Source organism: Shinella oryzae, from assembly GCF_023038235.1.
GTDB classification, from domain to species: Bacteria; Pseudomonadota; Alphaproteobacteria; order Rhizobiales; family Rhizobiaceae; genus Shinella; species Shinella sumterensis.
Genome location: NZ_CP081988.1, coordinates 353,785 through 376,736, shown reverse-complemented (window position 1 = coordinate 376,736; position 22,952 = coordinate 353,785). Strand labels below are relative to the sequence as shown.

Annotated in this window: 19 protein-coding genes; 8 read left to right on the top strand and 11 right to left on the bottom strand. The window is 62.4% G+C overall.

Features of this window, described 5'->3' with window-relative positions:
- Positions 1–12: 12 nt before the first annotated feature.
- The 8 genes from K6301_RS17940 to K6301_RS17905 form a co-directional block, all read right to left on the bottom strand.
- Positions 13–2,079, bottom strand: coding sequence for a right-handed parallel beta-helix repeat-containing protein (locus K6301_RS17940; RefSeq protein WP_247221897.1), 2,067 nt, complete (start codon positions 2,077–2,079; stop codon positions 13–15).
- A 399-nt stretch (positions 2,080–2,478) separates the two neighbouring features.
- Entirely contained in the window at positions 2,479–2,664 is a 186-nt protein-coding gene (locus tag K6301_RS17935) for a hypothetical protein (RefSeq protein ID WP_247221896.1), read from the bottom strand.
- Positions 2,665–2,794: 130 nt separating this feature from the next.
- Positions 2,795–3,058 carry a cell division topological specificity factor MinE gene (gene minE, locus K6301_RS17930; protein ID WP_134648810.1) on the bottom strand — a complete coding sequence of 88 codons (264 nt, stop codon included), beginning with the start codon at positions 3,056–3,058 and terminating at the stop codon, positions 2,795–2,797.
- Positions 3,055–3,870 (bottom strand): septum site-determining protein MinD, encoded by an 816-nt coding sequence (minD, locus tag K6301_RS17925; protein WP_247221895.1) that lies wholly within the window; start codon positions 3,868–3,870, stop codon positions 3,055–3,057. Before minD ends, minE begins: the two co-directional genes overlap by 4 nt.
- Before the next feature lie 29 nt (positions 3,871–3,899).
- Positions 3,900–4,649: a septum site-determining protein MinC gene (gene minC / locus K6301_RS17920; protein WP_247221894.1), complete on the bottom strand. Its 750-nt coding sequence runs from the start codon at positions 4,647–4,649 to the stop codon at positions 3,900–3,902.
- A 413-nt stretch (positions 4,650–5,062) separates the two neighbouring features.
- Positions 5,063–6,064, bottom strand: coding sequence for an ABC transporter substrate-binding protein (locus tag K6301_RS17915; protein WP_134648813.1), 1,002 nt, complete (start codon positions 6,062–6,064; stop codon positions 5,063–5,065).
- 64 nt (positions 6,065–6,128) lie between these two features.
- A complete protein-coding gene (locus K6301_RS17910; RefSeq protein ID WP_247221893.1) occupies positions 6,129–6,956 on the bottom strand; it encodes a pyrroline-5-carboxylate reductase family protein in 828 nt (275 codons plus the stop codon).
- A complete protein-coding gene (locus K6301_RS17905; protein WP_160870597.1) occupies positions 6,937–7,566 on the bottom strand; it encodes a TetR/AcrR family transcriptional regulator in 630 nt (209 codons plus the stop codon). The genes K6301_RS17910 and K6301_RS17905 overlap by 20 nt, the downstream gene beginning before the upstream one ends.
- A 147-nt stretch (positions 7,567–7,713) precedes the next feature.
- Between K6301_RS17905 and K6301_RS17900 the strand changes: the two genes are divergently transcribed.
- A complete protein-coding gene (locus K6301_RS17900) occupies positions 7,714–9,750 on the top strand; it encodes an NADH:flavin oxidoreductase (RefSeq protein ID WP_247221892.1) in 2,037 nt (678 codons plus the stop codon).
- A 2-nt stretch (positions 9,751–9,752) separates the two neighbouring features.
- A complete protein-coding gene (locus K6301_RS17895; protein ID WP_425475426.1) occupies positions 9,753–10,358 on the top strand; it encodes a dimethylsulfonioproprionate lyase family protein in 606 nt (201 codons plus the stop codon).
- A gap of 4 nt (positions 10,359–10,362) precedes the next feature.
- Here K6301_RS17895 and K6301_RS17890 read toward each other — a convergent pair whose 3' ends face one another.
- Together K6301_RS17890 and K6301_RS17885 are read right to left on the bottom strand one after the other, a co-directional pair.
- A complete protein-coding gene (locus K6301_RS17890; protein ID WP_247221891.1) occupies positions 10,363–11,448 on the bottom strand; it encodes an FAD-binding oxidoreductase in 1,086 nt (361 codons plus the stop codon).
- Entirely contained in the window at positions 11,438–12,691 is a 1,254-nt protein-coding gene (locus tag K6301_RS17885) for an aromatic ring-hydroxylating oxygenase subunit alpha (protein WP_247221889.1), read from the bottom strand. The genes K6301_RS17890 and K6301_RS17885 overlap by 11 nt, the downstream gene beginning before the upstream one ends.
- A 136-nt stretch (positions 12,692–12,827) precedes the next feature.
- On the opposite strand from K6301_RS17885, the gene gcvA reads away from it, so the two are divergent.
- Positions 12,828–13,757: a transcriptional regulator GcvA gene (gene gcvA, locus K6301_RS17880; RefSeq protein WP_281505898.1), complete on the top strand. Its 930-nt coding sequence runs from the start codon at positions 12,828–12,830 to the stop codon at positions 13,755–13,757.
- Positions 13,758–13,768: 11 nt separating this feature from the next.
- Here the strand turns inward: gcvA and K6301_RS17875 are convergent, their stop codons facing one another.
- The gene (locus tag K6301_RS17875; RefSeq protein ID WP_425475425.1) at positions 13,769–14,587 is read right to left on the bottom strand and encodes an IclR family transcriptional regulator; all 819 of its coding nucleotides are present in this window, start codon (positions 14,585–14,587) and stop codon (positions 13,769–13,771) included.
- A gap of 151 nt (positions 14,588–14,738) precedes the next feature.
- On the opposite strand from K6301_RS17875, the gene K6301_RS17870 reads away from it, so the two are divergent.
- The 5 genes from K6301_RS17870 to K6301_RS17850 all read left to right on the top strand — a co-directional run bounded on the left by K6301_RS17870 (position 14,739) and on the right by K6301_RS17850 (position 22,923).
- Complete coding sequence (locus K6301_RS17870; protein ID WP_247221884.1) at positions 14,739–15,473, top strand: SDR family oxidoreductase; 735 nt, start codon at positions 14,739–14,741, stop codon at positions 15,471–15,473.
- A gap of 61 nt (positions 15,474–15,534) precedes the next feature.
- Positions 15,535–16,812, top strand: a complete 1,278-nt coding sequence (locus K6301_RS17865; RefSeq protein ID WP_247221883.1) for an L-fuconate dehydratase — start codon at positions 15,535–15,537, stop codon at positions 16,810–16,812.
- A gap of 108 nt (positions 16,813–16,920) precedes the next feature.
- Positions 16,921–18,069 carry a fumarylacetoacetate hydrolase family protein gene (locus tag K6301_RS17860; protein ID WP_247221882.1) on the top strand — a complete coding sequence of 383 codons (1,149 nt, stop codon included), beginning with the start codon at positions 16,921–16,923 and terminating at the stop codon, positions 18,067–18,069.
- Between the two features lie 89 nt (positions 18,070–18,158).
- On the top strand, positions 18,159–19,679 hold the full coding sequence (locus tag K6301_RS17855; RefSeq protein ID WP_247221881.1) for an MFS transporter: 1,521 nt from the start codon (positions 18,159–18,161) through the stop codon (positions 19,677–19,679).
- A gap of 538 nt (positions 19,680–20,217) precedes the next feature.
- On the top strand, positions 20,218–22,923 hold the full coding sequence (locus tag K6301_RS17850) for an autotransporter family protein (RefSeq protein WP_247221880.1): 2,706 nt from the start codon (positions 20,218–20,220) through the stop codon (positions 22,921–22,923).
- The last annotated feature ends 29 nt before the right edge of the window (positions 22,924–22,952 follow it).

The window sequence follows — 22,952 nt, the reverse complement described above, 5'->3', positions numbered from 1 at the left end:
GCATGTATTGTTTCAGCCGCACCGTGCTGCAAGTGTCGTATTGCCGATCTCCTGGCCGTTGACGCTGAAGACAAATCCCGGAGACTGAGTAATGGAGCCATTGACGCCGCTGCCGCTCCAATGCGGATCCGACTTGCAATCGCGTGGCGTATTGCGAACGGTGATATTGCCCTTTAGGTCCTGTGCCGGTCCCATGAAGTAGAGGCCTGCATTCGCCGCCTTGTCGATAACCACGTTCTTGAAGTCGATATCGGCCACCGGTCCGCCGAGGAAAGCATAGTCGCTTCCGTAGATGAACATGCCGTAGGTGCCGGCATTGTTGATCGTGACATCTTCAAGGGAGATACCCGAGACGGGATTGAAGAAGATGCCGGCATTTGTCGTGTCGTCGGTCGTCAGGCCGCTGACCTTCACCTTCGTTGTGATGGCGTCCTCCGGTAGGGTGGACGCAGTCACCAGCATCAGGCCGTTGATACCGCCCTTCAGGGACATGTCGGTGATCGAAACGTTCGACGTCCCTTGGAGAACGACGAGATCCATGTCACGGTCCTGCTGGGTGTTGTCGATCGACACGGTGTTCATGTTGACCTTGTCCGCTGCGACGAGCAGGATGCCTTCACGTCGCGATCGGGAAATGGATACGTTGTCGAACGTGATGTTGCTGGCAAGGTCCGTCACCACTGGCGGCCAGTCGTTGTCGTCGATAATGCTGCCGGCAAAGATGCCATAGGTCACGTTGTCGATCGCCGTATCGCGAACGGTGAGGTTCGAGGTGCCATGCGCGCTGATCGCCGCATAGGGTGCGCGGTTCGGGTTGCCGACGGCAAACTCGCAGAGCGTGTTGTTGTTGCAGATATAGAGATCGTGGATGCGGGCGTTCTCGATAAGGGCGCCGTTGACGCTTGCTAGCCGGATTCCGTCATGGGCAGTGTTCGAGATGTCGACATTATGGATCGTCAGCCCGATCGTGTCGGCGCTGCCGATCCCCGCGAGGCCGCCTATGATATTCACCGACGCAACCATGCTGTTGGATGCCATGGTCACGACGTCTCTCGCCGGATCATAGCCCGTTAGCGTTGTATGAGCACCGGTATTAGCAAGAATGCCAAGGCCTCCGCTGGTGGCGCCGCGAACGGAGAGCGTACCACCTCCGCCCAGAAGTGCCTGGCCGTTCGAGAGCATCAGCGAACCATCGAGGCCGATATCGCCATCGGTGAAGACAACCGCGCCATCTCCTGCCGACGCCAGCAGAGCATTGATAGCGGCGGTGTCGCCGGTCCGCGTCGAGACGTTGATCAGCCTGCCAGCCGTCTGGCCGTTTAGCTCAAGAACCGCATCTTCGATGTCGCCTGTTGCGCCGATATGGGTTCTGATGGTCGAGTTCCGCCGGACGGCCTGCGTGGTCGGGTCGAAGGGGTCTCCGGCCGTACCGCCGGACCCGCCAAACGGAATGCGTAACCGTGCCATGACCGAGCCGCCGAGTTTGTCCTGACTGTCGTAGGTGCCGGTCGCGCCGAAGGAAACAGTGGAGCCAGACGGCAATCCGGCAATGTCCGTGAAGGCGATTTCCGCCCGCAGTTTAGCCCCGAACATATCGCTGACATTCTTGCCACCATACCAGTAACTACCGGCAAAGAATTTCAGTTGTGTGTTGTCGGTGAGGCCGGGCACCTTGATGCCGGCCTCAAAATCGGCGCCGGGGCGTGCCTGTTCACGCCCATCGCGGAAGCGAACGTTCCCGTCGTCGATGACGACCGCACCTGCGCCATTGACCGAATAGCCGTTGCCGAGCGGCAGATAGATGTTTGCGCGCGTTTCCAGCAATGCGCCGATTGCTTCCGCGCCAAAGGAGATTTGGTGGAAATCGTTGCCGAGGCGCGAGTTGAGATAATCGTAATAGCCATAGACCCCGAGCGTCCAGCCGCTTGGTGTCGCAAATCGGTAACCGGTGCCAAGTGAGCCCTCTTCCACACCCCCGGATACCAATGATCCATTGAGGTCAAGGAAGAATGTCTGCCCTGCGTCGAGCTGGAAGGGCAGCATCATACCGAGACCACCGGTGGATTCCGCGCTTCCCAATCGCCCTTCAAACTCGGCAAAGCCACGATAGTCAGAAGCATAGGCGTACGAAAACCCCGTGGCCCCCGCGATAAGCGGCCCGGCTAACCCTCTCATAATGTACATAAAATCTCCTGCTCAATAATCCGGTCAACGGATGATCGCGGCGATATTATACATGATTATAAGAGTCAACTTTATAGTTGGTGAAGCAGGTTCGACCATATCGGGATGGCGCTACTTTTGCGATTGGATGCGCGTCGATATAAGACTGCTCGAACGCGAACCAAGCGCTGGAAACGCGTCAGTTGCAATCTTCGTCCGGCATGCCCGGGGTTAAGCAATGGTTCATTGCGGTGACAAAATGGCGCAATTAGAAAACTGCAGGGAAACTGTTATCGGCGGAAGGATGCCTTAAGCCTATGCCGGCCCGCTTGGTGCGTCGTCGGACGGTCTGGTGATCCCCGCGTCGGTCTCGCAGACCTCGACATGGCGGGCGAGTGCTTTCGTGTTGAGGATGGCGGCGATGGTGGTGATGTCGCGGCGCTCGAACTTCGGCGTCTGCTGGACTGCTTTCAGTCTTTCCAGAAGGGCTAAGCGGGTCATGACAGCCTCCTTGCTATGCTGGTATGTGTTGATGCGCCCGAGGCGGGCTGCTTTCGGCTCGGTGTCCTTGCTGAGCGTTGAACGATGCCGCCCGCCCGGAAGGGCGCGGCGGCGTGACCGGTGGGAACCGTCAGGCGGCTTTCTTGCCAGCGTCGAAGGGGATTTCGATATCCACGGCGAGCGTGGAGACCTGCGCGCCGCGCTCCATCTTAATGCTGACCTTCTCGTCATCCACCTGCATGTGCTTGGAAATCGCCTTCAGGATTTCATCGCGCAGCTTGTTGACGAGGTCGACGTCGCCGGTGGCGGCGCGTTCGTGGGCGAGCAGAACCTGCAGCCGCTCACGGGCTGCCGGCGCCGACTGGCCGCGGGAGAAGAAGCCGAAAAGTTTCATGCCGCCTTCCTTCCGAAAATCTTGCCGAGGAAGCTGCGCTTCTCGCCAGGAATCGTGACCGGCAGGTCCTCGCCCTTGAGACGGCGCGTCGCTTCGAAATAGGCGAGCGCGGGCGCGCAGCGGCCGTCGGCCAGCGTCACGGGAGCGCCGACATTCGATGCGCGCAGCACGTCCATGCTTTCCGGGATGATGCCGAGCAGCGGGATGGAGAGGATCTCCAGCACGTCGTCGACCTTCAGCATGTCGCCGCGTTCCGCGCGGTTGGCGTCATAGCGGGTCAACAGCAGGTGCTTTTCGATGCGCTCGCCGTTCTCCGCCTTCAGCGTCTTGGAATCGAGAAGGCCGATGATGCGGTCGGAATCGCGGACCGAAGAGACTTCCGGATTGGTCACGACGATGGCGACATCCGCATGGCGCATAGCGAGCGTCGCACCGCGCTCGATGCCGGCCGGGCTGTCGCAGATCACCCAGTCGAACGCGCTCTTCAGCGCCGCGATGACCTTCTCGACACCCTCGGGCGTGAGATTGTCCTTGTCGCGGGTCTGCGAGGCCGGGAGCAGATAGAGCGTCTCGACGCGCTTGTCGCGGATGAGCGCCTGCGTGAGCTTTGCTTCGCCCTGGATGACGTTGACGAGATCGTAGACGACGCGTCGTTCCGCCCCCATGACGAGATCGAGATTGCGCAGGCCGACGTCGAAATCGACGACGACGACCTTTTCGCCGTTCTGCGCCAGCGCGGCGCCCAGTGCGGCCGACGACGTCGTCTTGCCGACGCCGCCCTTACCCGATGTGACAACGATGACCTTGCCCATATACCTCTCCAGTCCATAGGAATTCGTGTTCAGCCGAGTATCGCGGCCTTGATGGTTTCGCCTTCGAGCCAGATCTGCCCGGCCTTGCCGCGCAGTTCGGGTTCCATGTCTTCGGCAGTCTTGTAGAAGCCGTCGATTGCAATGAGTTCTGCTTCCAGCTTGCGGCAGAAGATGCGTGCCTCGGCATTGCCGGTCGAGCCCGCCATCGCCCGGCCGCGCAGCGCGCCGTAGACGTGGATGGAGCCGCCCGCGACGACTTCGGCGCCGGATCCGACCGACCCGACGATGGTCACGTCGCCCTCGGGAAAGAAGATCGACTGGCCGGACCGCACCGTGCGGGAGACGATCAGGGACGGCGCTGCTGTGACCGGCTGCTGCAGGGGAGCGGAGGGTGCTGGGATCTCAACCGGATCGACCGTCTCCTTCTCCGTCTTCTGCGATTCGGCCGGGGCTTCGAAATCGGCAGCCGGGCGGCCGTCGGTCATCGCCGGCGGCATGTCGGGGCCGAGTTGCGAGGTGCGCGCGCCCTCGATGCCCATCACCCGGACATTGCGGGACGACAGCTGCTCGACGAGTTCGCGCAGCTCCTGACGGTCGATATCGAGGCCATCGATATCCAGCACGACCGGACGGCGAAGGAAGAAGCCGGCCGAACGGGCCGCCAGATCGTCGAGCCGCACCAGCCAGTCCGCAACGGGCAGTTCCGGGGTCAGCGCAAGCGCAAGAAAGGACCGCCCCTTGAGGCGGATCGGCCGGGGTTGAGTTAACACGTCAGTCATCTTGGTTAATTTTCGGTAGCTTTGTGTAGCGGTGAAATGGTTAACAAAGCGTTAATTGCAGGTTTGGCTGGCGCGAGGCATGACGCGCCACAATTCACCGGCAAGGCCAGCGCCAATGTTGCGCAGAAAACGCTGTGGGGCAGGATTTGGCACCATGGCCGGCAGGCAATTTGGCCGCCGCTGCAACCGAGCGAAGTGAGGTTCAGCCCTCATCCGGCCGGTTATGCATCACCCGGAGTGTTCTTTTGCCGGCGTAGCGGCAACGATTCTTCAGGCCGGAGCGACGAAATCGCCGACTCACTTGGCAGGCAGGTCTGGCGGCGAGGTTGCCGCCTCGGCGAATGCCATCCCGTTGGCTTCGGGAAAGGTGCGATGCGCAGGGGCGCATCGCACGGATTTCGGGGAGGGCGCCGTCAGAGCGACGCTTCGATCTTCTCGGCGGCTTCCGGCGTGACCCAGGCTTTCCAGGTATCCTTGTTTTCGGAGAGGAAGTGCTTGGCGCCGTCCTCGCCGCTCGCCTGATTGTCGGTCATCCAGGCCATCAGCTTGTTGATGGTGTCGTTGCTCCACGAGCGCTTGTTGAGATAGTCCATGACCTCGGGGCCGACGCGCTCGGAGAAGGGCTTGGCAACCAGCGTGACGATCGTGTCCACCGGCCAGCCGTTCGGCTTCGGATCCGGGCAGGCCTCGACGGTGTTGCAACGCTTCCACTCGGCCGCGTCGTTGTCGACGCCCTCGGCGAGGCGTACCATCTGGTATTTGCCGAGAAGCGCGGTCGGAGCCCAGTAGTAGGCAACGAAGTTTTCCTTGCGCTCGTAGGCCTTGGCCATCGAGCCATCGAGACCCGCCGCCGAGCCCGTGTCGACAAGCTTCCAGCCGAGCTTCTCGCCGTCGAAGGCCTTGAACAGCTGCGAGGTCACAACCGTGCCGCCCCAGCCCTGCGGACCGTTGAGGATGGCGCCCTTGCTCTTGTCTTCGCTGTCCGGGAACAGATCGGGATGCTTGAGCAGATCCGGGATCGTCTTGATGTCGGGGTGAGCTTCCGCGACATATTGCGGGATCCACCAGCCCTGCACGCCGCCATCCGGCAACGGTGAACCGACCTGCACGATGCGGCCTTCATCCGTGCCCTTCTTGACGACGTCGGGCAGAAGGTCGATCCAGGCTTCCGGTGCAATGTCCGGCTGGCCTTTCTCGGCCATCGACGTGATCGTCGGCACGGTGTCGCCGATCGTGATCTCGGCATTGCAGCCATAGCCCGCGTTGAGAATGATCTTGTCGAGGTTGGAAATCACTTCGGCGCTCTGCCAGTTCATGCTGGCGATGGTGACATCACCGCATTCCGCAGCATTGGCGATGGACGCGCCGGCGAAAAGGCCGAGTGTCAGACAGGTCGATGCAAGCAGTCTCTTCATTGTGGTTCCCTATGTTTGCGGCATCTTCTCTGCGGGCCGCCGCTTTGGCCCCTATCCTGCGTTGCTAGGAGGCGTCTCCCAGGCGCAGCGATTTCTCTTGGGCCGCGGTCAAGCCCTCTGCGACGGCGGCGCGAAAGCCCGCGCGTGTCATCGCCTCGATGGCCGCTGCGGTGGTGCCGCGATAGTCGAGAAAGGTCCTGACCGTTTCGGCCGGACAGTCGTCTCGTTGCTCCAGCATCCGGCCGGCACCGATCAGAAGCATGTTGACCGCACGGCGCGCGACGTGCCGGTCGAGGCCCCTGGAAACGGCATCGGCCATCATGGCGTCGGCGAGGAGCGCCGGAAACGCCGGACCGGAGCCCGTGAGACCGGTGAGGTAGTCGATCTCCGCTTCGCTGCGCACCTCGTCCTGTAGGCCACAGGCATCGAAGATTGCCCTGATGATCGCGCGGTCGGCGTCGTCAATCCCGTCGGCCGCCAGCCATGGCGTATAGGATTTGCGGACTTCCGCTGCGGCGTTCGGCAGGGACCGGACGGCTCTGTGAGTGCGGTGGCGGTCGCCAAGTGCTGCAAGACGGATGCCCGCCATGACGGAGATCACGAGCTTGCCGTCCGCCGTCACGCTGAGGTCCTGCCAGTCGGACGGGCGAACGGAGAGGATGACGATATCGGAGCGATTGGCCAGCGCCTGGTTGTCTTGCGTCCAGAAGGCGCAGGGGAAACGGTCCGGGCGCGTGCTGCGGTAGGAGAGGGCAAGGTTTTCCGGAGCAACGATGCCGGACTCCAGCATCGCGGCGGCCATCGCGCCGCCCAGCCAGCCGGCCCCGCCGATAATGCCGATCCTCAGGTCCTTGCCCTGTTCCACCCTGCTTTCACTCCGGTTTGTACCCATGCCGCGCGAAGAAGCGATCGAGTTCCCGCTGTTGCGGAACCTCGCCGGTATAGATCGCGATATATTCGGGGATGCGCTTCATGCGCAGCGCGATATCCTCGCGCGACTGCATGGAGATATAGCCGATCTGGACGAGATAGGTGGTGCGCGCGCGAACGTCGGCAGGGCCTTCCTCATGGCCGAACCGCACGAACATCCGGCGGAGCGCTTCCATTCTCGTCTGGTCGGCCGCATGCACTTCCGCGAGGATATCGGGAGACTGCAAAGCCCAGCTGCGAACGGCAAATTCGAATTGGGAATCGAACAGGTCCTTGTTCAGCCAGCAATCGAAGACATTGAGCATCGCCTCGGCGAGTGTCTCCGCATAAGCCTCTGACTGTTTCACGAGATTGCCGGTGTTCTTGTCCCTCCAGCGCGCGATCAGCGCATCGAGCAACTCTTCGCGGTCCTTGAAGAACCAGTAAAAGCTGGTGCGGGAGAGATTGAGCCTTTTGGCCAGCGGCAGGATCTTGACCGAGTCGACGCCGGACTCGAGCAGCGCCTCATAGGCGGCCTCCAGCCATCCCTCCTGGGAGCCACGCCAGCCGCTGTCAGTGGTGGCCTGTTCCATGAAATCCTCCTAGCAAATCCGTCCCACGGGAGCAAGGAAAATGTACACATATGTCAATTAGCCGAACTAGGCTGTCTGATAATATTGACGCTTATGTACATTTCTGTTTAGCTTCCATCATAATCCCCCTAGACCGGAGCCCGGCGCATGTCGAACGATCCTCTGCTTCAGCCGTATCAGCTGAAGCATCTGACCCTCCGCAACCGCATCATCGTCACCTCGCACGAACCGGCCTACCCTGAGGATGGCATGCCGAAAGGTCGCTACCGCGCCTATACGGTGGAGCGCGCCAAGGGCGGTGTCGCGATGACGATGACGGCCGGCTCCGCCGCCGTCTCCAAGGACAGCCCGCCGGTCTTCAACAACCTGCTGGCCTACAAGGACGAGATCGTCCCGTGGATCCGCGAGATGACCGACGCCGTGCATGAGGAAGGCGCGGCCATCATGATCCAGCTCACCCATCTCGGCCGCCGCACGCGCTGGGACAAGGGCGACTGGCTGCCGGTCGTGGCGCCGTCGCATCACCGCGAGGCCGCGCACCGCGCGTTTCCGAAGAAGCTGGAAGACTGGGATATCGAAAGGATCATCAAGGACTTCGCCGATGCGGCCGAGCGCATGAAGGCCGGCGGCATGGACGGGGTGGAGCTGGAGGCCTACGGCCACCTGATAGACCAGTTCAATTCGCCGCTGACCAATGAGCTGGACGGCCCCTATGGCGGCTCGCTCGACAACCGTCTGCGCTTCTGTCTCGACGTGTTCAAGGCGATGCGCGAGCGCGTCGGCGACGATTTCATTCTCGGCGTGCGCTACACCGCCGACGAATGTCTTCCCGGCGGGACCGGAAAGGCCGAGGGCCTCGAAATCTCCCGCCGCCTCAAGGAAAGCGGCCTGATCGACTATCTCAACGTCATCCGCGGCCATATCGACACCGATCCCGGTTTGACGGATGTCATCCCGATCCAGGGCATGGCGAGTGCGCCGCATGTCGATTTTGCCGGCGACGTGCGCGCAGCCACGAAGTTCCCGACCTTCCACGCCGCCAAGATCCAGGACGTGGCTACCGCGCGCCACGCCATCGCGACGGGCAAGGTCGACATGATCGGCATGACGCGCGCGCATATGACCGACCCGCACATCCTGCGCAAGATCATCGAGAAGCGCGAGGACGACATCCGGCCCTGCGTCGGGGCGAACTACTGTCTCGATCGCATCTACCAGGGCGGCCTGGCGTTCTGCATCCACAATGCTGCGACCGGGCGCGAAGAAACGATGCCGCATGTCATTCCGAAGGCGGAGGTGCGCAGGAAGGTCGTCATCGTCGGCGCCGGCCCGGCCGGGCTGGAGGCGGCGCGTGTCTCCGCCGAGCGCGGTCACGAGGTCATCGTCTTCGAAGCGGCGAACAACGCCGGCGGCCAGATCCGGCTGACGGCGCAGAGCGAGCGTCGCCGCGAAATGATCGGCATCATCGACTGGCGCATGAGCCAGTGCGAGAAGCTGGGCGTCACCTTCCACTTCAACACCTGGGCGGATGCCGAGACGATCACGACTGAGACGCCGGATGTCGTGATCATCGCAACGGGCGGACTGCCGCATACGGATGTGCTCACCAGCGGCAACGAACTGGTCGTTTCCTCCTGGGATATCATTTCCGGCGATGTGAAGCCCGGCACCAACGTGCTCGTCTACGACGATGCGGGCGATCACGCCGGTTTGCAGGCCGCTGAGTTCATCGCAAAGGCCGGTGGCAAGGTCGAGATCATGACGCCGGACCGGTCCTTCGCGCCCGAGGTCATGGCCATGAACCTCGTGCCCTACATGCGCTCGCTGCAAAAGCTCGACACGACCTTCACCGTCACGTACCGGCTGGAGGCCGCCGAGAAGAGCGGCAATCAGATCATCGCCCATGTCGGAAGCGACTACGGCGGCGTCTCCCGCCAGCGTACGGTGGACCAGATCGTTGTCAACCATGGCACAATTCCGCTGGATGACCTCTATTTCGAGCTGAAGCCCGGTTCGAGCAATCTCGGCGAGGTTTCCTACGATGACCTCGTCGCAGGAGCGCCGCAGACCGTGCGGCGCAATCCTGACGGCGCCTATCAGCTCTTCCGGATCGGCGACGCGGTTGCCGCGCGCAACACCCATGCCGCCATCTACGACGCCCTGCGCCTGGCGAAGGACCTCTGATCATGCCACGCAGCGATGTCCTGCAAGGCTTCCTCGATGCCATCTTCGGCGCCTTCGATGGCTGTGTGACGGATGCGCGGGGGCGCGCGTCGATCACGCAGATCGTGGCGGCGCTGAAGGTGCCGCATCCGGAACGGCAGGACATCGGCCGGCGGCTGCCGGTCTGCGAGGAGCATCTGACGAATGTCCTTTCGGTGGGAAACGACCGGCCATCTCTGGGCCTGTTGCTGGAGCGGTTCAGGGCGCTGGAACCGCTTCTGGAGTGGAAAACCCGTCCGCACTTCGACGAAACGGCGAGCGACAATTTCGCGATTGGGCATGCCAATACGATGATCGTCGGCCCCGGCGGCCTTGAAGAGCGGCCGGATATCTGGCTGGGCGTAAGCCTGCTGGCGCCGCAGGTGCGCTATCCCGACCACGATCATGCGCCGGAAGAGACCTATCTCGTGATGTCGGACGGCGAATTCCTGCACGGTGAGTCCGGCTGGTTTTCGCCGGCTGTCGGCGGGACTTTCTACAATCCGCCCGGCATTCGCCATGCCATGCGCTCCGGAGGCAAACCGCTCTTCGCCTTCTGGGCACTGCTCCCCGACCAAACGAAGCGCTGATTTCCTACCTGTCGATGACGAGATCGCTGAGCGGTTTCGAGCAGCAGGGCAGGAAAAGGCCTGCATCGATCTCGCGCTGCCGAATACCGCCATTGTGGTTCATGTCGACGCTGCCGGAAATCAGCTTGGATTTACAGGTGCCGCACACGCCGTTGGAACAGGACGAGGGCAGTTTCACGCCCGCCTTCTTGGCGCAGGACAGTATGGTCTGTTCGACTGACACGGCAATCTCGCGCGCCTGCTTAGCGAAGGAAACCTGGAAGGTGCGCGTCGCCGCTTCGGCCACGACCGGAAGGTCGATCTCATCGATGACGGCCGCGTCGAAGCTCTCTTCGAGATAATTCGCCGAGGGAACCCCAAGCTCGGCCGTGATCTTGCGTGCCGCCGCCATGAAGGGGGCAGGGCCGCAGCACAGCACGGTGCGTTCGGCAAGGTCGGGCACGGCAAGCTTCATGTAGTCGGACGATATACGTCCCGTCAGGCCCGGCCAGTGTGCCTCGCCCGTCACCGTTTCCGGCAGGAAATGGAGCCGCAGCCCCTTCACGCGCTCTGCCAGCCATGTCAGCTCGTCGCGGAAAATCAGATCCTTAGGGCTGCGCGCGGCATGCAGGAAGACCACGTCGGCCGGCTTGCAGGTGTCGGCGATGTCGCGCAGCATCGACATGACGGGCGTGATGCCGGAACCGCCGGAAAGGAAAAGATACTTGCGCGCGTGGGGCCGGATGAAGTGGCCAAGCGGACCGTTCGCCTTGACCTTCGCATGAACCGCGAGGTTATCGTGCAGCCAATTGGATATCCTGCCGCCGGCAACACGCTTCACCGTAATGGAGAAGGCATGGCTTCGCTTCGGCGAGGAAGAGATGCTGTAGCAGCGGCTTTCCGTTTCACCCGCCACATCGAGGTCGAACAGGAAGTACTGTCCCGCCTCGAAGGCGAAGCGTTTTCCCTCCGGCGACGCGAAGGTGAAGGTCTTCACGTCGTGCGTTTCCTGATGGATATCGATGCAGACGAGGTCCTCGTCCGTTTCCCGCTTCCAGAGCGGAGCATGATGCGCACGCTCGGCCGGCGGAATATCGCTCCTAGTATCCATGGGCGCGCATCCGGTCGATATACCACGTCGCGAACTTGTCGAGGTTCGTCTCGGAGAAGGGCGAATAAGGGCCGGGAATATAGGCGGGATCCTCCACGCCGGCCTGCGAGCGGGCAACGAGCTCGGCGTCCTGGTCCGTCGTCGCGATCCAGACATTGGTCAGCTTGTCGAGATCGTAGTCGACGCCTTCGACGGCATCCTTGTGAACGAGCCACTTCGTGCGCACCAGCGTCGTATCGGCCGTGAGCGGGATGACGATCGACACCACGGCGTGATCGCCCATGAAGTGGTTCCAGTTGTTGTGGCCCCATAGATGGACATCGCCGAGGTCCTTGCGGGTCATGGTGCCGAGCAGCTTGGCGGATGCAGCGGTCGCATCGGGTGTCTGGGATTCGCCGGCCCCAGAGATGATCAGGCGTTGCGTGCGGAAATTTGTGGCACAATCGACCAGTTGCTCCACGGCGGCGGACGGAAAGCCGTCGGCCTCCCACTGGCTGGTTCGCGCCTCATACAAGGCAAAATGCTCTTCCGCCTGCGCCTTGTCCTCGGGGCTGAGCGCGTCCGGATCGAAGCCGAAATCGAGATCGACGAAGGAAACGCACAGTTCCGGGTGGTTGGCGGAACAGTGGTAACATTCCCGGTTGTTTTCGATCGTCAGCTTCCAGTTGCCTTTCTCGATGACATCGGTTTCGTGGGCGACCTTGGCATTGCGGATGTCGTAGGGCGCAAGACGGTCCCTCATCACCTCTTCCAGACGCGCAATGTCCTCCGGCGGATTGTCAGAAAGACAGGCATAGACGAGGCCGCCGATCGACTTGAAGGCGACCTGCTTGAGGCTGCGGCATTCCTTGTCGAAGCCCTTGCCCATATGCGGTGCGTAGCTGAGTTCGCCGGTCAGTTCATAGGTCCAGGTGTGATAGGGACAGACGAGCTTGGAAACGATGGATTTGCCGGTATCCAGCAGGCGAGACCCGCGATGGCGACAGACATTGTGCAGCACGCGGATCTCGTTGTCGTCGTCGCGCAGCAGGATGAGGCTGGTTTTGCCGATATCGACCACCGTCGCGTCGCCCGGTTCCGGCACATCGCAATCCAGCCCGATGCAGATCCAGTGATTGCGGAAGAAGACCTCGAAATCTGCCTCGAAGACGTCCTGCCGGGTGTAAAGTCCGGCCGGCAGGGAATGCCCTTCGGCTCTCTCGTCGAGCAGGGCGGAGATCGGGGTTGCGAACGTCTGAAGCATAATGCCACCTTATGTCGAGGCTGAAGTTCCCGCGGCAGGATTGTCCACGTTTATCGGTTGCTCAACGGCATAAATGTGCGAGAGTGGCATTACTAAATGTAATGCGTAGCCCATCGTTCTCGAAAGGCCGCCCGCTTTGGCAAATCTGCGCAGGAAACTCCCGCCCTTGACCGCGCTGACGGCCTTTGAGGCCGCTGCGCGGCATGCCAGCTTCACCCGCGCCGCCGCGGAACTGGGCGTGACGCAGGCCGCCGTCAGCCGCCAGATCCATCTTCTGGAGGAGGATTTCGGTTTTCCGCTGTTTCACCGGCTGCATCGCAGGATCGAGCTTACGGAGAAGGGGCGCATGCTGTTTACCGCGGCAGGAGATGCGTTCAGCCTGATCGCCGATACGGTGGCGGACCTGCGCGCAGAAGGACCGGACGACGAGCTGGCGATATCGGCGACCATATCCTTTGCCCATTTCTGGCTGATGCCGCGCATTGCTGCCTTTTCGCGGGCGCATCCCGAAATCAAGCTGCGCATCATAACCCAGGATGCGCGCATCGGAACCGAAGGCGGAGACATAGACCTTTCGCTGCGCTATGGCATGGGAACATGGCCGGATGGACAGGCGGTGTTCCTGTTCGAAGACGAGGTGTTTCCCATCTGCAGCCCCGATTACAGACAGGCGAAAGGCCCGGTCGCGACGCCGGCGGATCTCGTGGATCACCCGCTGATATCGAGCGATGCCGATGATCCGACCTGGACGGGATGGGACGAGTGGTTGGCGGCGTTTTCCGTGAAGGCGCCGAAGAAGGGGCGGGGGCTCCGGTGCAGCTTCTATACCGAAGTCATCTATGCCGCGATGAACGGGCAGGGTATTGCGCTCGGCTGGAGCCGCCTTGTGTCTGACCTTATCCAGCAGGGCCGCCTGGTGCGCCTGACCGACGCGTCGATCCGCACCCGCGCGGCCTACTTCGTCGTCATACCGGCGCGAAGGCCGGTCAAGGAAAGCGCACGGTTGTTCATCGAATGGCTGGGCTCGGAGCATGCCTCGGCTGAGCCCTCCGCACCGAATGCGTGAAGGTCGGTCGCTCAGCTATCAGACGAGAAGCCGGCGCCCGCCATGTCCGAAAGCGTTTTCGTGGCATCCATCAGGAGCTGGATCGTGGTGGAGATGTCGGGCGCGGCCGGCGCATTGATGAGCGTGATGTAGGGCACGGTCAGCGCGGCGATCGCCGTGCCGTCGGCGCCCAGCACCGGGGCGGACAGGTTGATGACGCCTGCCGTCTGGGCACTGGGCATCATCTCGTGGCCGCGGGCGCGAATGAGGTCGAGGCGCGCCAGAAATTCCGGCGTTACGCGTGCATCGTCTCCGCCGCCGCCGACATGTTCGGCGATCATGCGCCTGCGCTCTTCCGGCGAGCGGAAGGCAAGCAGGGCATGACCCGAGCCCGTATCGAACAGGCTGATGCGCGAGCCGACGCGGATGGAGATGCCCCAATATCCCGGCGCTTCCTGCTGCGCGATGACGATGGGATTGCCCCGATCGAAAACGACGAGCTGGTTGGCCTGTCGCGATGTCTCCGCAAGTTCCCGCATCAACGGAACGGCAAAGGAAACCAGCCGGCGAACGGGCGCGTGGAGCTGGGCGAGGCCGAAGAGCTTGAGGGTCAGCGAGAAACGATCGCCGTCGATGCGCGTGACATAGCCGCGCTTCACCAGGCGATCGAGCATGCGGTAGAACTCGTTCGGGCTGCGGTCCAGCCGCTTGGCGATCTCGGCCTGCGTCAGCCCACCGTCGACAGCGGCGAGCAATTCGAGGATGTCGAGACCCTTGTCCAGGGCCGGCGCCCTGTATCGATCATTCTCGTCGTCGGCCAACCGCCACCTCCTGTGAATACGAAAATTCATATACGCATGGCGCAACGCCGGCAATGCACCGGCGGCACATATTGCTTGACTATAAATGAATAAATGATTTGTATTTAAATCAGATTATCGCCGCAGATTATAGTAATGCGTCCTGCGCCCGGGTGCCTGACGCCTTATGCAAGGAGCAAACATGAGCCTTTCCCTTGAAAACAAGCGGGTCCTCCTGACCGCGGCGGGCCAGGGTATCGGCCGGGCGAGCGCACTCGCCTTCGCGCGCGCCGGCGCGAAGGTCGTTGCGACCGATATCAACGCCAACGCCCTGAAAAGCCTCGCCGCCGAGGCCAATATCGAGACCTACGTGCTGGATGTGCTCGATGCGGACGCCGTCACCCGCATCGTCTCAGACACCGGTCCGTTCGATGTGCTCTTCAACTGCGCGGGCTTCGTGCATGCCGGCACGATCTTGGAGATGTCCGACAAGGACCTCGACTTCGCCTTCGACCTCAATGTCCGCGCCATGGTGCGAACCATCCGTGCCGTGCTGCCGGCGATGCTGGAAAGGAAGGACGGGGCAATCATCAACATGGCGTCGGTCGCCTCCAGCGTGAAGGGCGTGCCGAACCGCGCCGCCTACACCATCACCAAGGCGGCCGTCGTCGGCCTCACCAAATCGGTCGCGGCCGATTATGTCGGGCAGGGCATTCGCTGCAACTGCATCTGCCCCGGTACGGTGGAGAGCCCGTCTTTGCAGGATCGCCTGCGCGCGCAGGGCGATTTCGAGGCCGCACGCGCGGCCTTCATCGCCCGCCAGCCGATCGGCCGTATCGGTACGCCGGAGGAGATCGCCGATCTCGCCGTCTATCTCGCCGGCGCCACCTACACGACGGGCCAGGCCTACGCCATCGACGGCGGCTGGACCATCTGATGCATTGTCCGCCATCGGCATCGCACCGAGGGCCACCCGACCACTTCCAAGGGCCGCTTCCATGACCAAGATCACCAGCCTTCGCTCGATCGACCTGCGCTTTCCCACCTCGCAGAGCCTCGACGGCTCGGATGCCATGAACCCGGATCCGGACTATTCGGCCGCCTATGTCGTGCTCGGCACGGATGTGGCGGGGCTGGAGGGCCATGGCCTGACATTCACGATCGGTCGCGGCAACGAGATCTGTTGTGCGGCAATCGATGCCATGAAGCATCTCGTCGTCGGCCTCGATCTCGACTGGGTGCGGGAAAATCCCGGCCGCTTCTGGCGCCATGTCACTGGTGACAGCCAGTTGCGCTGGATCGGCCCGGACAAGGGCGCGATGCATCTGGCGACGGGTGCGGTGGTCAATGCCGTCTGGGACCTGCTCGCCAAACAGGCCGGAAAGCCCGTATGGCGCCTGGTCGCCGAGATGAGCGCGCAGGAAATCCTCGGTATCATCGACTTCCGCTATCTGACCGACGCGCTGACTCCGGAGGAGGCGCTGGCCATCCTGAAGAAGGCGGAACTGGGCAAGGCCGAGCGCATCGCAACGCTCGAGAAGGAAGGCTATGCCTGCTACACGACGTCGGCCGGCTGGCTCGGTTACGATGACGAAAAACTGCGCCGCCTCTGCCAGGAGGCCGTCGACCAGGGTTTTACCCATATCAAGATGAAGGTCGGCCGCGATCTCGAAGATGACAAGCGGCGCCTGCGCATCGCCCGCGAGGTGATCGGCGACGAGCGGACCATGATGATCGACGCCAACCAGATCTGGGAGGTGGGACAGGCGATCGACTGGGTGAAGGAACTGCAGCCCTACAAGCCGTTCTTCATCGAGGAGCCGACGAGCCCGGACGATATTGCCGGCCACAAGGCCATCCGCGACGCGGTTCACCCGGTAAAGGTCGCGACCGGAGAAATGTGCCAGAACCGCATCATCTTCAAGCAGTTGATCGCCGGCGGCGCGATCGACATCGTGCAGATCGACGCCTGCCGCATGGGTGGGCTGAACGAGGTGCTCGCCGTGCTGCTGATTGCCGCGAAATATGACCTGCCGGTCTGGCCGCATGCCGGCGGCGTCGGCCTTTGCGAATATGTTCAGCATCTCTCGATGATCGATTACATCGCCGTATCCGGCACGAAACAGGGCCGGGTGATCGAATATGTCGAGCACTTGCACGAGCATTTCCTCGATCCCTGCCGCATCGAGAACGCAGCCTACATGCCGCCCGCGCTGCCGGGCTTTTCCAGCGAGATGAAGCCGGCGTCGATTGCGGCCTATACATTCAGGCCGTAAAGCATCTCGGTGATTTCACACGGAGCGGAGGCGTTCAACCCTTTGCACCTGCGCGGAATTCGGCAAAGATAAAGCCGTGACATCAGCATACAGGGAGCATCTGCCACCGTGACCCATATCCCGTCGACCTTCGCCACCGGATGCTTCGTCGGCCGGGCCTGGCTCCCCGAAGTTGCAGGGCCATCCCTTGTGACGGTCCGCAACGGCCGCGTCTTCGACATCACGGCGAGGGATTGCGCCACGATGCGCGACCTGCTGGAGCACGAAACGCCCGCAGATGTCGTGCGCAATGCGCCGGGCCGGGACATTGGGCCACTGGAAAACCTGCTCTCCCTCAGTGAGCCCGATCCATCCCGGCTCCACCTGCTCGCCCCCGTCGATTTTCATGCGGTGAAGGCTTGCGGCGTTACCTTCGCCCGCTCGATGATCGAACGCGTCATCGAGGAACGTGCGGCCGGCAATCCCGCGCGGGCGGCCAGCATTCGCGAGAAGGTGTCGCAGATCATCGGCGCCAGCCTGCGCGACCTGAAGGCCGGATCGGACGACGCTCAGAGGGTCAAGGCAGCCCTGATCGAGGAAGGCCTGTGGTCGCAATATCTGGAGGTCGGCATCGGGCCCGATGCGGAAGTCTTCACGAAGGCGCAGGCCATGTCCTCTGTCGGCACCGGATCGGCCGTCGGCCTGCATCCCATTTCGAAGTGGAACAACCCCGAACCGGAAATCGTGCTTGCCGTCGATAGCCGGGACCGTGTCAAGGGCGCCACGCTCGGCAACGACGTCAACTTGCGCGACGTCGAGGGGCGCTCGGCATTGCTGTTGGGCAAGGCGAAGGACAACAACGCATCCTGCGCCATAGGACCGTTTATCCGCCTGTTCGATGACACCTACACCATCGACGACGTGCGCAATGCCGAGCTGGACCTGCGCGTCGAAGGCAAGGATGGTTTCGTGCTGCGCGGCAAAAGCTCCATGCGGGAGATCAGCCGGGATCCGCTGGATCTCGTCGCCCAGACCTGTGGGGCGCATCATCAATATCCCGACGGCTTCGTGCTGTTCCTCGGCACGCTATTCGCACCCGTTGAGGATCGCGATGCGCCGGGCGAGGGGTTCACGCACAAGATCGGCGATGTCGTGACGATTTCAAACGACCGGCTCGGCGCGCTCGTCAACACGGTGAGGCTCTCGACGGACTGCCCGCCCTGGACCTTCGGCGCATCCCATCTCATGCGCAACCTTGCAGCGCGTGGGCTGCTGTAGGGCGGGCCGGTTGTCCGACGGCCGACATTCAAATTGAAATCGGCATTCATCCCTTTATACGCTTGGACGCACTACATAACGGGTGAATGATGTCCTCTGCTCCTCCCCATGCCGGACGCTGGCTGGTCCTTGTCGCCGTCATGCTTGCCTTCCTGCCCGTCGTGCTCGACATGACCATCCTGCATGTCGCCGTTCCGACATTGACGCAGGCGCTCGGTGCCTCCAGCACGCAGGTTCTCTGGATCATCGACATCTATCCTCTGCTGATGGCCGGCCTGCTGGTGCCGATGGGCACGCTGGCCGACCGCGTCGGCAACCGGCGTATCCTTCTCGTCGGCCTCACCCTGTTCGGCATCGCCTCGGCGCTCGCGGCATTCGCGCCGAACGCGCCGCTTCTGATCGGCGCCCGCATGCTGCTCGCGCTCGGCGGATCGATGATCATGCCCTGCGTGCTCGGCATCATCCGCCGCACCTTCGAGGATGACGCCGAACGCGCGATGGCGCTTGGCCTTTGGGGCACGGTGGGGGCGGCCGGCGCCGCCATCGGCCCCTTGATCGGCGGCGCGCTGCTGGAGCATTTCTGGTGGGGCTCGGTCTTCCTCATCAATGTGCCGGTGATGCTGATCGTCGCACCGGCCTGCTATCTGCTCCTGCCGCGCGCCGAAGTGACCAGCCCCGGAAAGTGGGCGATCGGGCAGGCGCTCCTGCTCATCGCCGGCATGATTTCGCTCGTCTATGCCATCAAGGCCGGCTTCGGCGGCAAGCACACGCTGCCGGTCGTCCTGGTGGTGTTGCTGTTCGGCATGGCGATGCTCGGCCTGTTTGCCCGCAAGCAGCTGAATTCCAGCGAACCGATGCTGGATCTCTCCCTTTTCTCCCGTCCGGCGATCGTGGCCGGCATGATCATGGCGGTCGTCGCGACGGGCGCGCTGGCCGGTGTCGAACTGACGCTCGCGCAGGAACTGCAATACGTGCTCGACAAGTCCCCCCTGCAAGCCGGCATCTTCATGATACCGATCATGGCGGCCGCCGCAGTCGGCGGCCCGGTCGCGGGCTATCTCTCCAATCTTCTCGGCCTTCGCATCGTGGCAAGCGCGTCCATGTTCGCCTCCTCGCTTGCGCTCGCCTATCTCGCCCTGAGCGACTTTCATCATCCGGGTATCATGGTGCCATTGATGCTCGCCGTACTGGGCCTGATGCTGAGCATCGGGCTGACCGCCTCCTCCATTGCGATCATGGGCGCGGTCGAGGCCGAAAGGGGCGGGGCCGCGGGCTCGCTCGAAGCGACCGGCTATGAACTCGGCACGGGAATCGGCATCACGGTGTTCGGTGTCTTCATGTCCGCGGTCTTCGGCCACACGGTCGTGGTTCCCGCCGGACTGTCGCCCGAACAGGCTGCGCAGGCGGTCGAATCGATCGGCGATACCTATCTGGTTGCCCAGCAACTTTCCCCCGAACAGGCAGAGGCTTTGGTTTCAGCCGGAAAGGCGGCGTTCACGGCGACGCATTCCGTGCTTCTATCGACCTCCGCCGGCCTGATCGGCGCGTTGGCCGTTCTCGTTCTCTTCATGCTGGCCGGCTATCGCGAAAAGGGTGGCGCGCACCATTAGGGTCGCGTCAGCGCCGGTTCTCAAAGCACGTCGGTCGACAGGCTGACGGGGAATTTACCGACAATTAACGATATAATGTTCTGATTTCGTGGGATTTATTTCATTCATTTAGTTTTCGGTCTCGGAGGGGACGATGCGCATACTCCAATTTTGCGTGAAAACTCCGAGTGTCTTTTCATCGGCATTGCTCGGTGATGGGCTCTGTCCCTCCCCGTCGATCCCGGTGCTTTGGCGGCCTGGCGTTGCGGGCCTTCATGATGGATCGGGGTCGGGTTCGGCCAAGCCGCGCCTGTCGCGCGCCATCCTTCTTGGCTGTTTGATCACAGGAGCGGCCTTCCCGGCCTCCGCGCAGACCTGGACCGGCGGAAACGGGGATTGGTCCAACGACGCGAACTGGAGTGGCAACGTCCAACCGGATCCCTCCAGCGATGCCCAGATCGCATCAGGCAACGCCACCATTTCAGGATCTGCCGCCCAAGCCAATAATGTCGAGATACAATCCGGTGGCACCGTTACGGTAGATGGAGCCGGGGCCTCGTTGACGGCCACGGAAACGCGCACGTTGGGCGGCACGCTCACAATCCAAGATGGCGGTGCGGTCACGAACCGCAGCGGGGTTGTCGGAGGCACAGCAACCGTTTCCGGGACGGACGGTAGCGGCAATGCGTCTACCTGGACCAGTTCCGACTATTTCGCTGTCGGCGACGGTGGGAACGGAACGCTCAATATCCTTGTGGGTGGCAAGCTTGTCGTCGACGACGATGCTTCGCTTGGTCTCGATTACTTTGGCGAGGCCTTGGTTTCCGGGACCGGATCATCCTGGGAGAACACAGGACGTCTGACCATCGCTAACGGCGTTTTGCGCATTAACGACGGCGGTCGTGTCTCCAACGGAATCGGTACGATCGGAGAGGGTTCCCAAGGCGACGTGGAGGTCAGCGGCGCAGGCTCGACATGGGTCAACGCTGGACAGCTTATCGTCGGCAGCTACGGCAACGGTACGTTGCGAATAGCAGACGGCGCCGCTGTCACGAGCGAACAGGGGTACGTGGGCGCCGGCGCCGGCGTAGTAGGTGACGTTACCGTTACGGGGAGCGGTTCGCGCTGGGATATAACGGACTCAAGCCTGACAGTCGGAAACTACGGATCCGGCTCGATGATAATCGAAGACGGAGGGCTTGTTTCGGTAAAATCCGGTGTCTGGCTTGGCAGTTGGGCGTCGGCAAGCGGTACGTTGAAGGTGAACGGTGTGCCGGGTGCACGGGGTGTTCTGGAGACAAACTTCCTGCGCGGCGATGCCGGAACAGCCGATATCACTCTCGATGGGGGCGTCCTGCGCGCTACAGAGAACATGATCTCTTTCATCTACGGCGCCGGCGCCGATAAGGTCATGATCGATGCCGGGGGCGGTATTATCGACACGAGCGGGCACGATATCGGCATCTCGCCGGAATTGACAGGCATTGGCGCTCTGACCAAGGATGGCCTGGGCACACTGACATTGACGGGTGAGAACACGTATCTGGGCGATACGACCATCAGCCTCGGTACACTGCGACTGGGTGACGGCGGCACGTCAGGTTCCATTCTGGGAGACGTGAGCAACAGTGGCGTCCTGGCCTTCAACCGCTCCGACGACGTGATCTTCGGTGGAACGATTACGGGAACCGGCGGCGTTCACCAGATCGGCTCCGGAATGACGCGGCTGACCGCCGACAGTTCGGCTCTCACAGGTGTTTCGCAGGTCCAAAACGGCATCCTCTCGGTCAACGGATCGCTGGGCGGCACGATGGAGGTCATAGGTGGGCGTCTTCAGGGCATCGGCCAGGTGGGCGGCACAACCAACTTTGCCGGCGGTACGATCGCGCCCGGCAATTCCATCGGCACGCTGACCATTGCGGGCGACTATACCGGCAGCGGCGGTACCCTGGAGATCGAAAGCGTGCTGGGTGACGACGCTTCGTCGACGGATAAGCTGGTTGTTACCGGAAACACATCGGGCAGCACCAATGTCCGGGTGATCAACCTCGGCGGCGCCGGTGCGCAGACCACCGAAGGTATCAGGATCATCGAGGCCGGAGGCGTTTCCGCCGGCAGTTTCACGCTTCTCGGCAGTTATACGTTCGAAGGCGCGCCGGCGATTGTCGCAGGCGCTTACGCTTATCGTCTCTATCAGGGGGGTGTCAGCACACCGGCCGATGGCGACTGGTATCTGCGCTCGGCTCTGCTGAATCCCAGCGGCCCCGCCACGCCGCTCTACCAGGCTGGCGCGCCGCTCTACGAGGTTTATGCTGGCGTCCTGCAGAATTTCAATGCGCTCGACACGCTGCAACAGCGGCTCGGCAACCGATCGTGGTCGGACAACGCAGCCGACGCCGATATATCCCATCGTTCCGTCGGCGCCGAAAGCGGCACATGGGGACGGATCATGGCGCGTCGCAGCGGAACCGATCCGAAACATTCGACGACGGGCGCCGACTATGATTCCGGTATCTGGCAGTTGCAGGCCGGGGCCGACGGCACGCTTTATTCCGGCGACGCCGGCAGCCTCATCGGCGGCATCTCGATGCGCTACGGCACGATTTCCGCCGATGTCTCTTCGGTTTACGGTTCCGGCTCGATCGACAGCACGGGCTATGGGCTGGGTGGCTCGCTGACCTGGTACGGCGATACCGGTTTCTATGTCGATGCGCAGGCGAACGCCACCTGGTACGACAGCGAATTGTTCTCCGCCGCCGCGGGTCGCAGTCTGGTCGCCGGCAATGATGGTTTCGGTTATGCGCTCGGCCTGGAAGCCGGGAAACAGGTGGCGCTCGGCGGAAACTGGTCGCTCACCCCGCAGGCGCAGCTCACCTACTCGTCGATCGACTACGATGATTTCAGGGATGTCTTCGGCAGTGACGTCGCGCTCGCGCGCTCGCACGACCTCAAGGGTCGATTGGGCATCTCCGCCGACTATGAGGACAGATGGAAGGACGACGCCAACCAGACAAGCCGTCTTCACGCCTACGGCATCGCCAACCTCTACTATAATTTCCAGTCCGAAGCCCGCACGACGCTCTCAGGCGTCAGCCTCTCCAGCGAACCGGAAGCGCTGTGGGGTGGTATCGGTCTCGGGGGTACCTACAGCTGGGGCAACGACCGATATGCCCTTTATGGCGAAGCCCTTGTGGACACCAGCCTCAGAAACTTCGGCGACAGCCACGCGCTGACCGGAAGAATGGGTTTCAATATGCGGTTCTAACATATGGCTCCGCCGCGACCTCGGTGTTG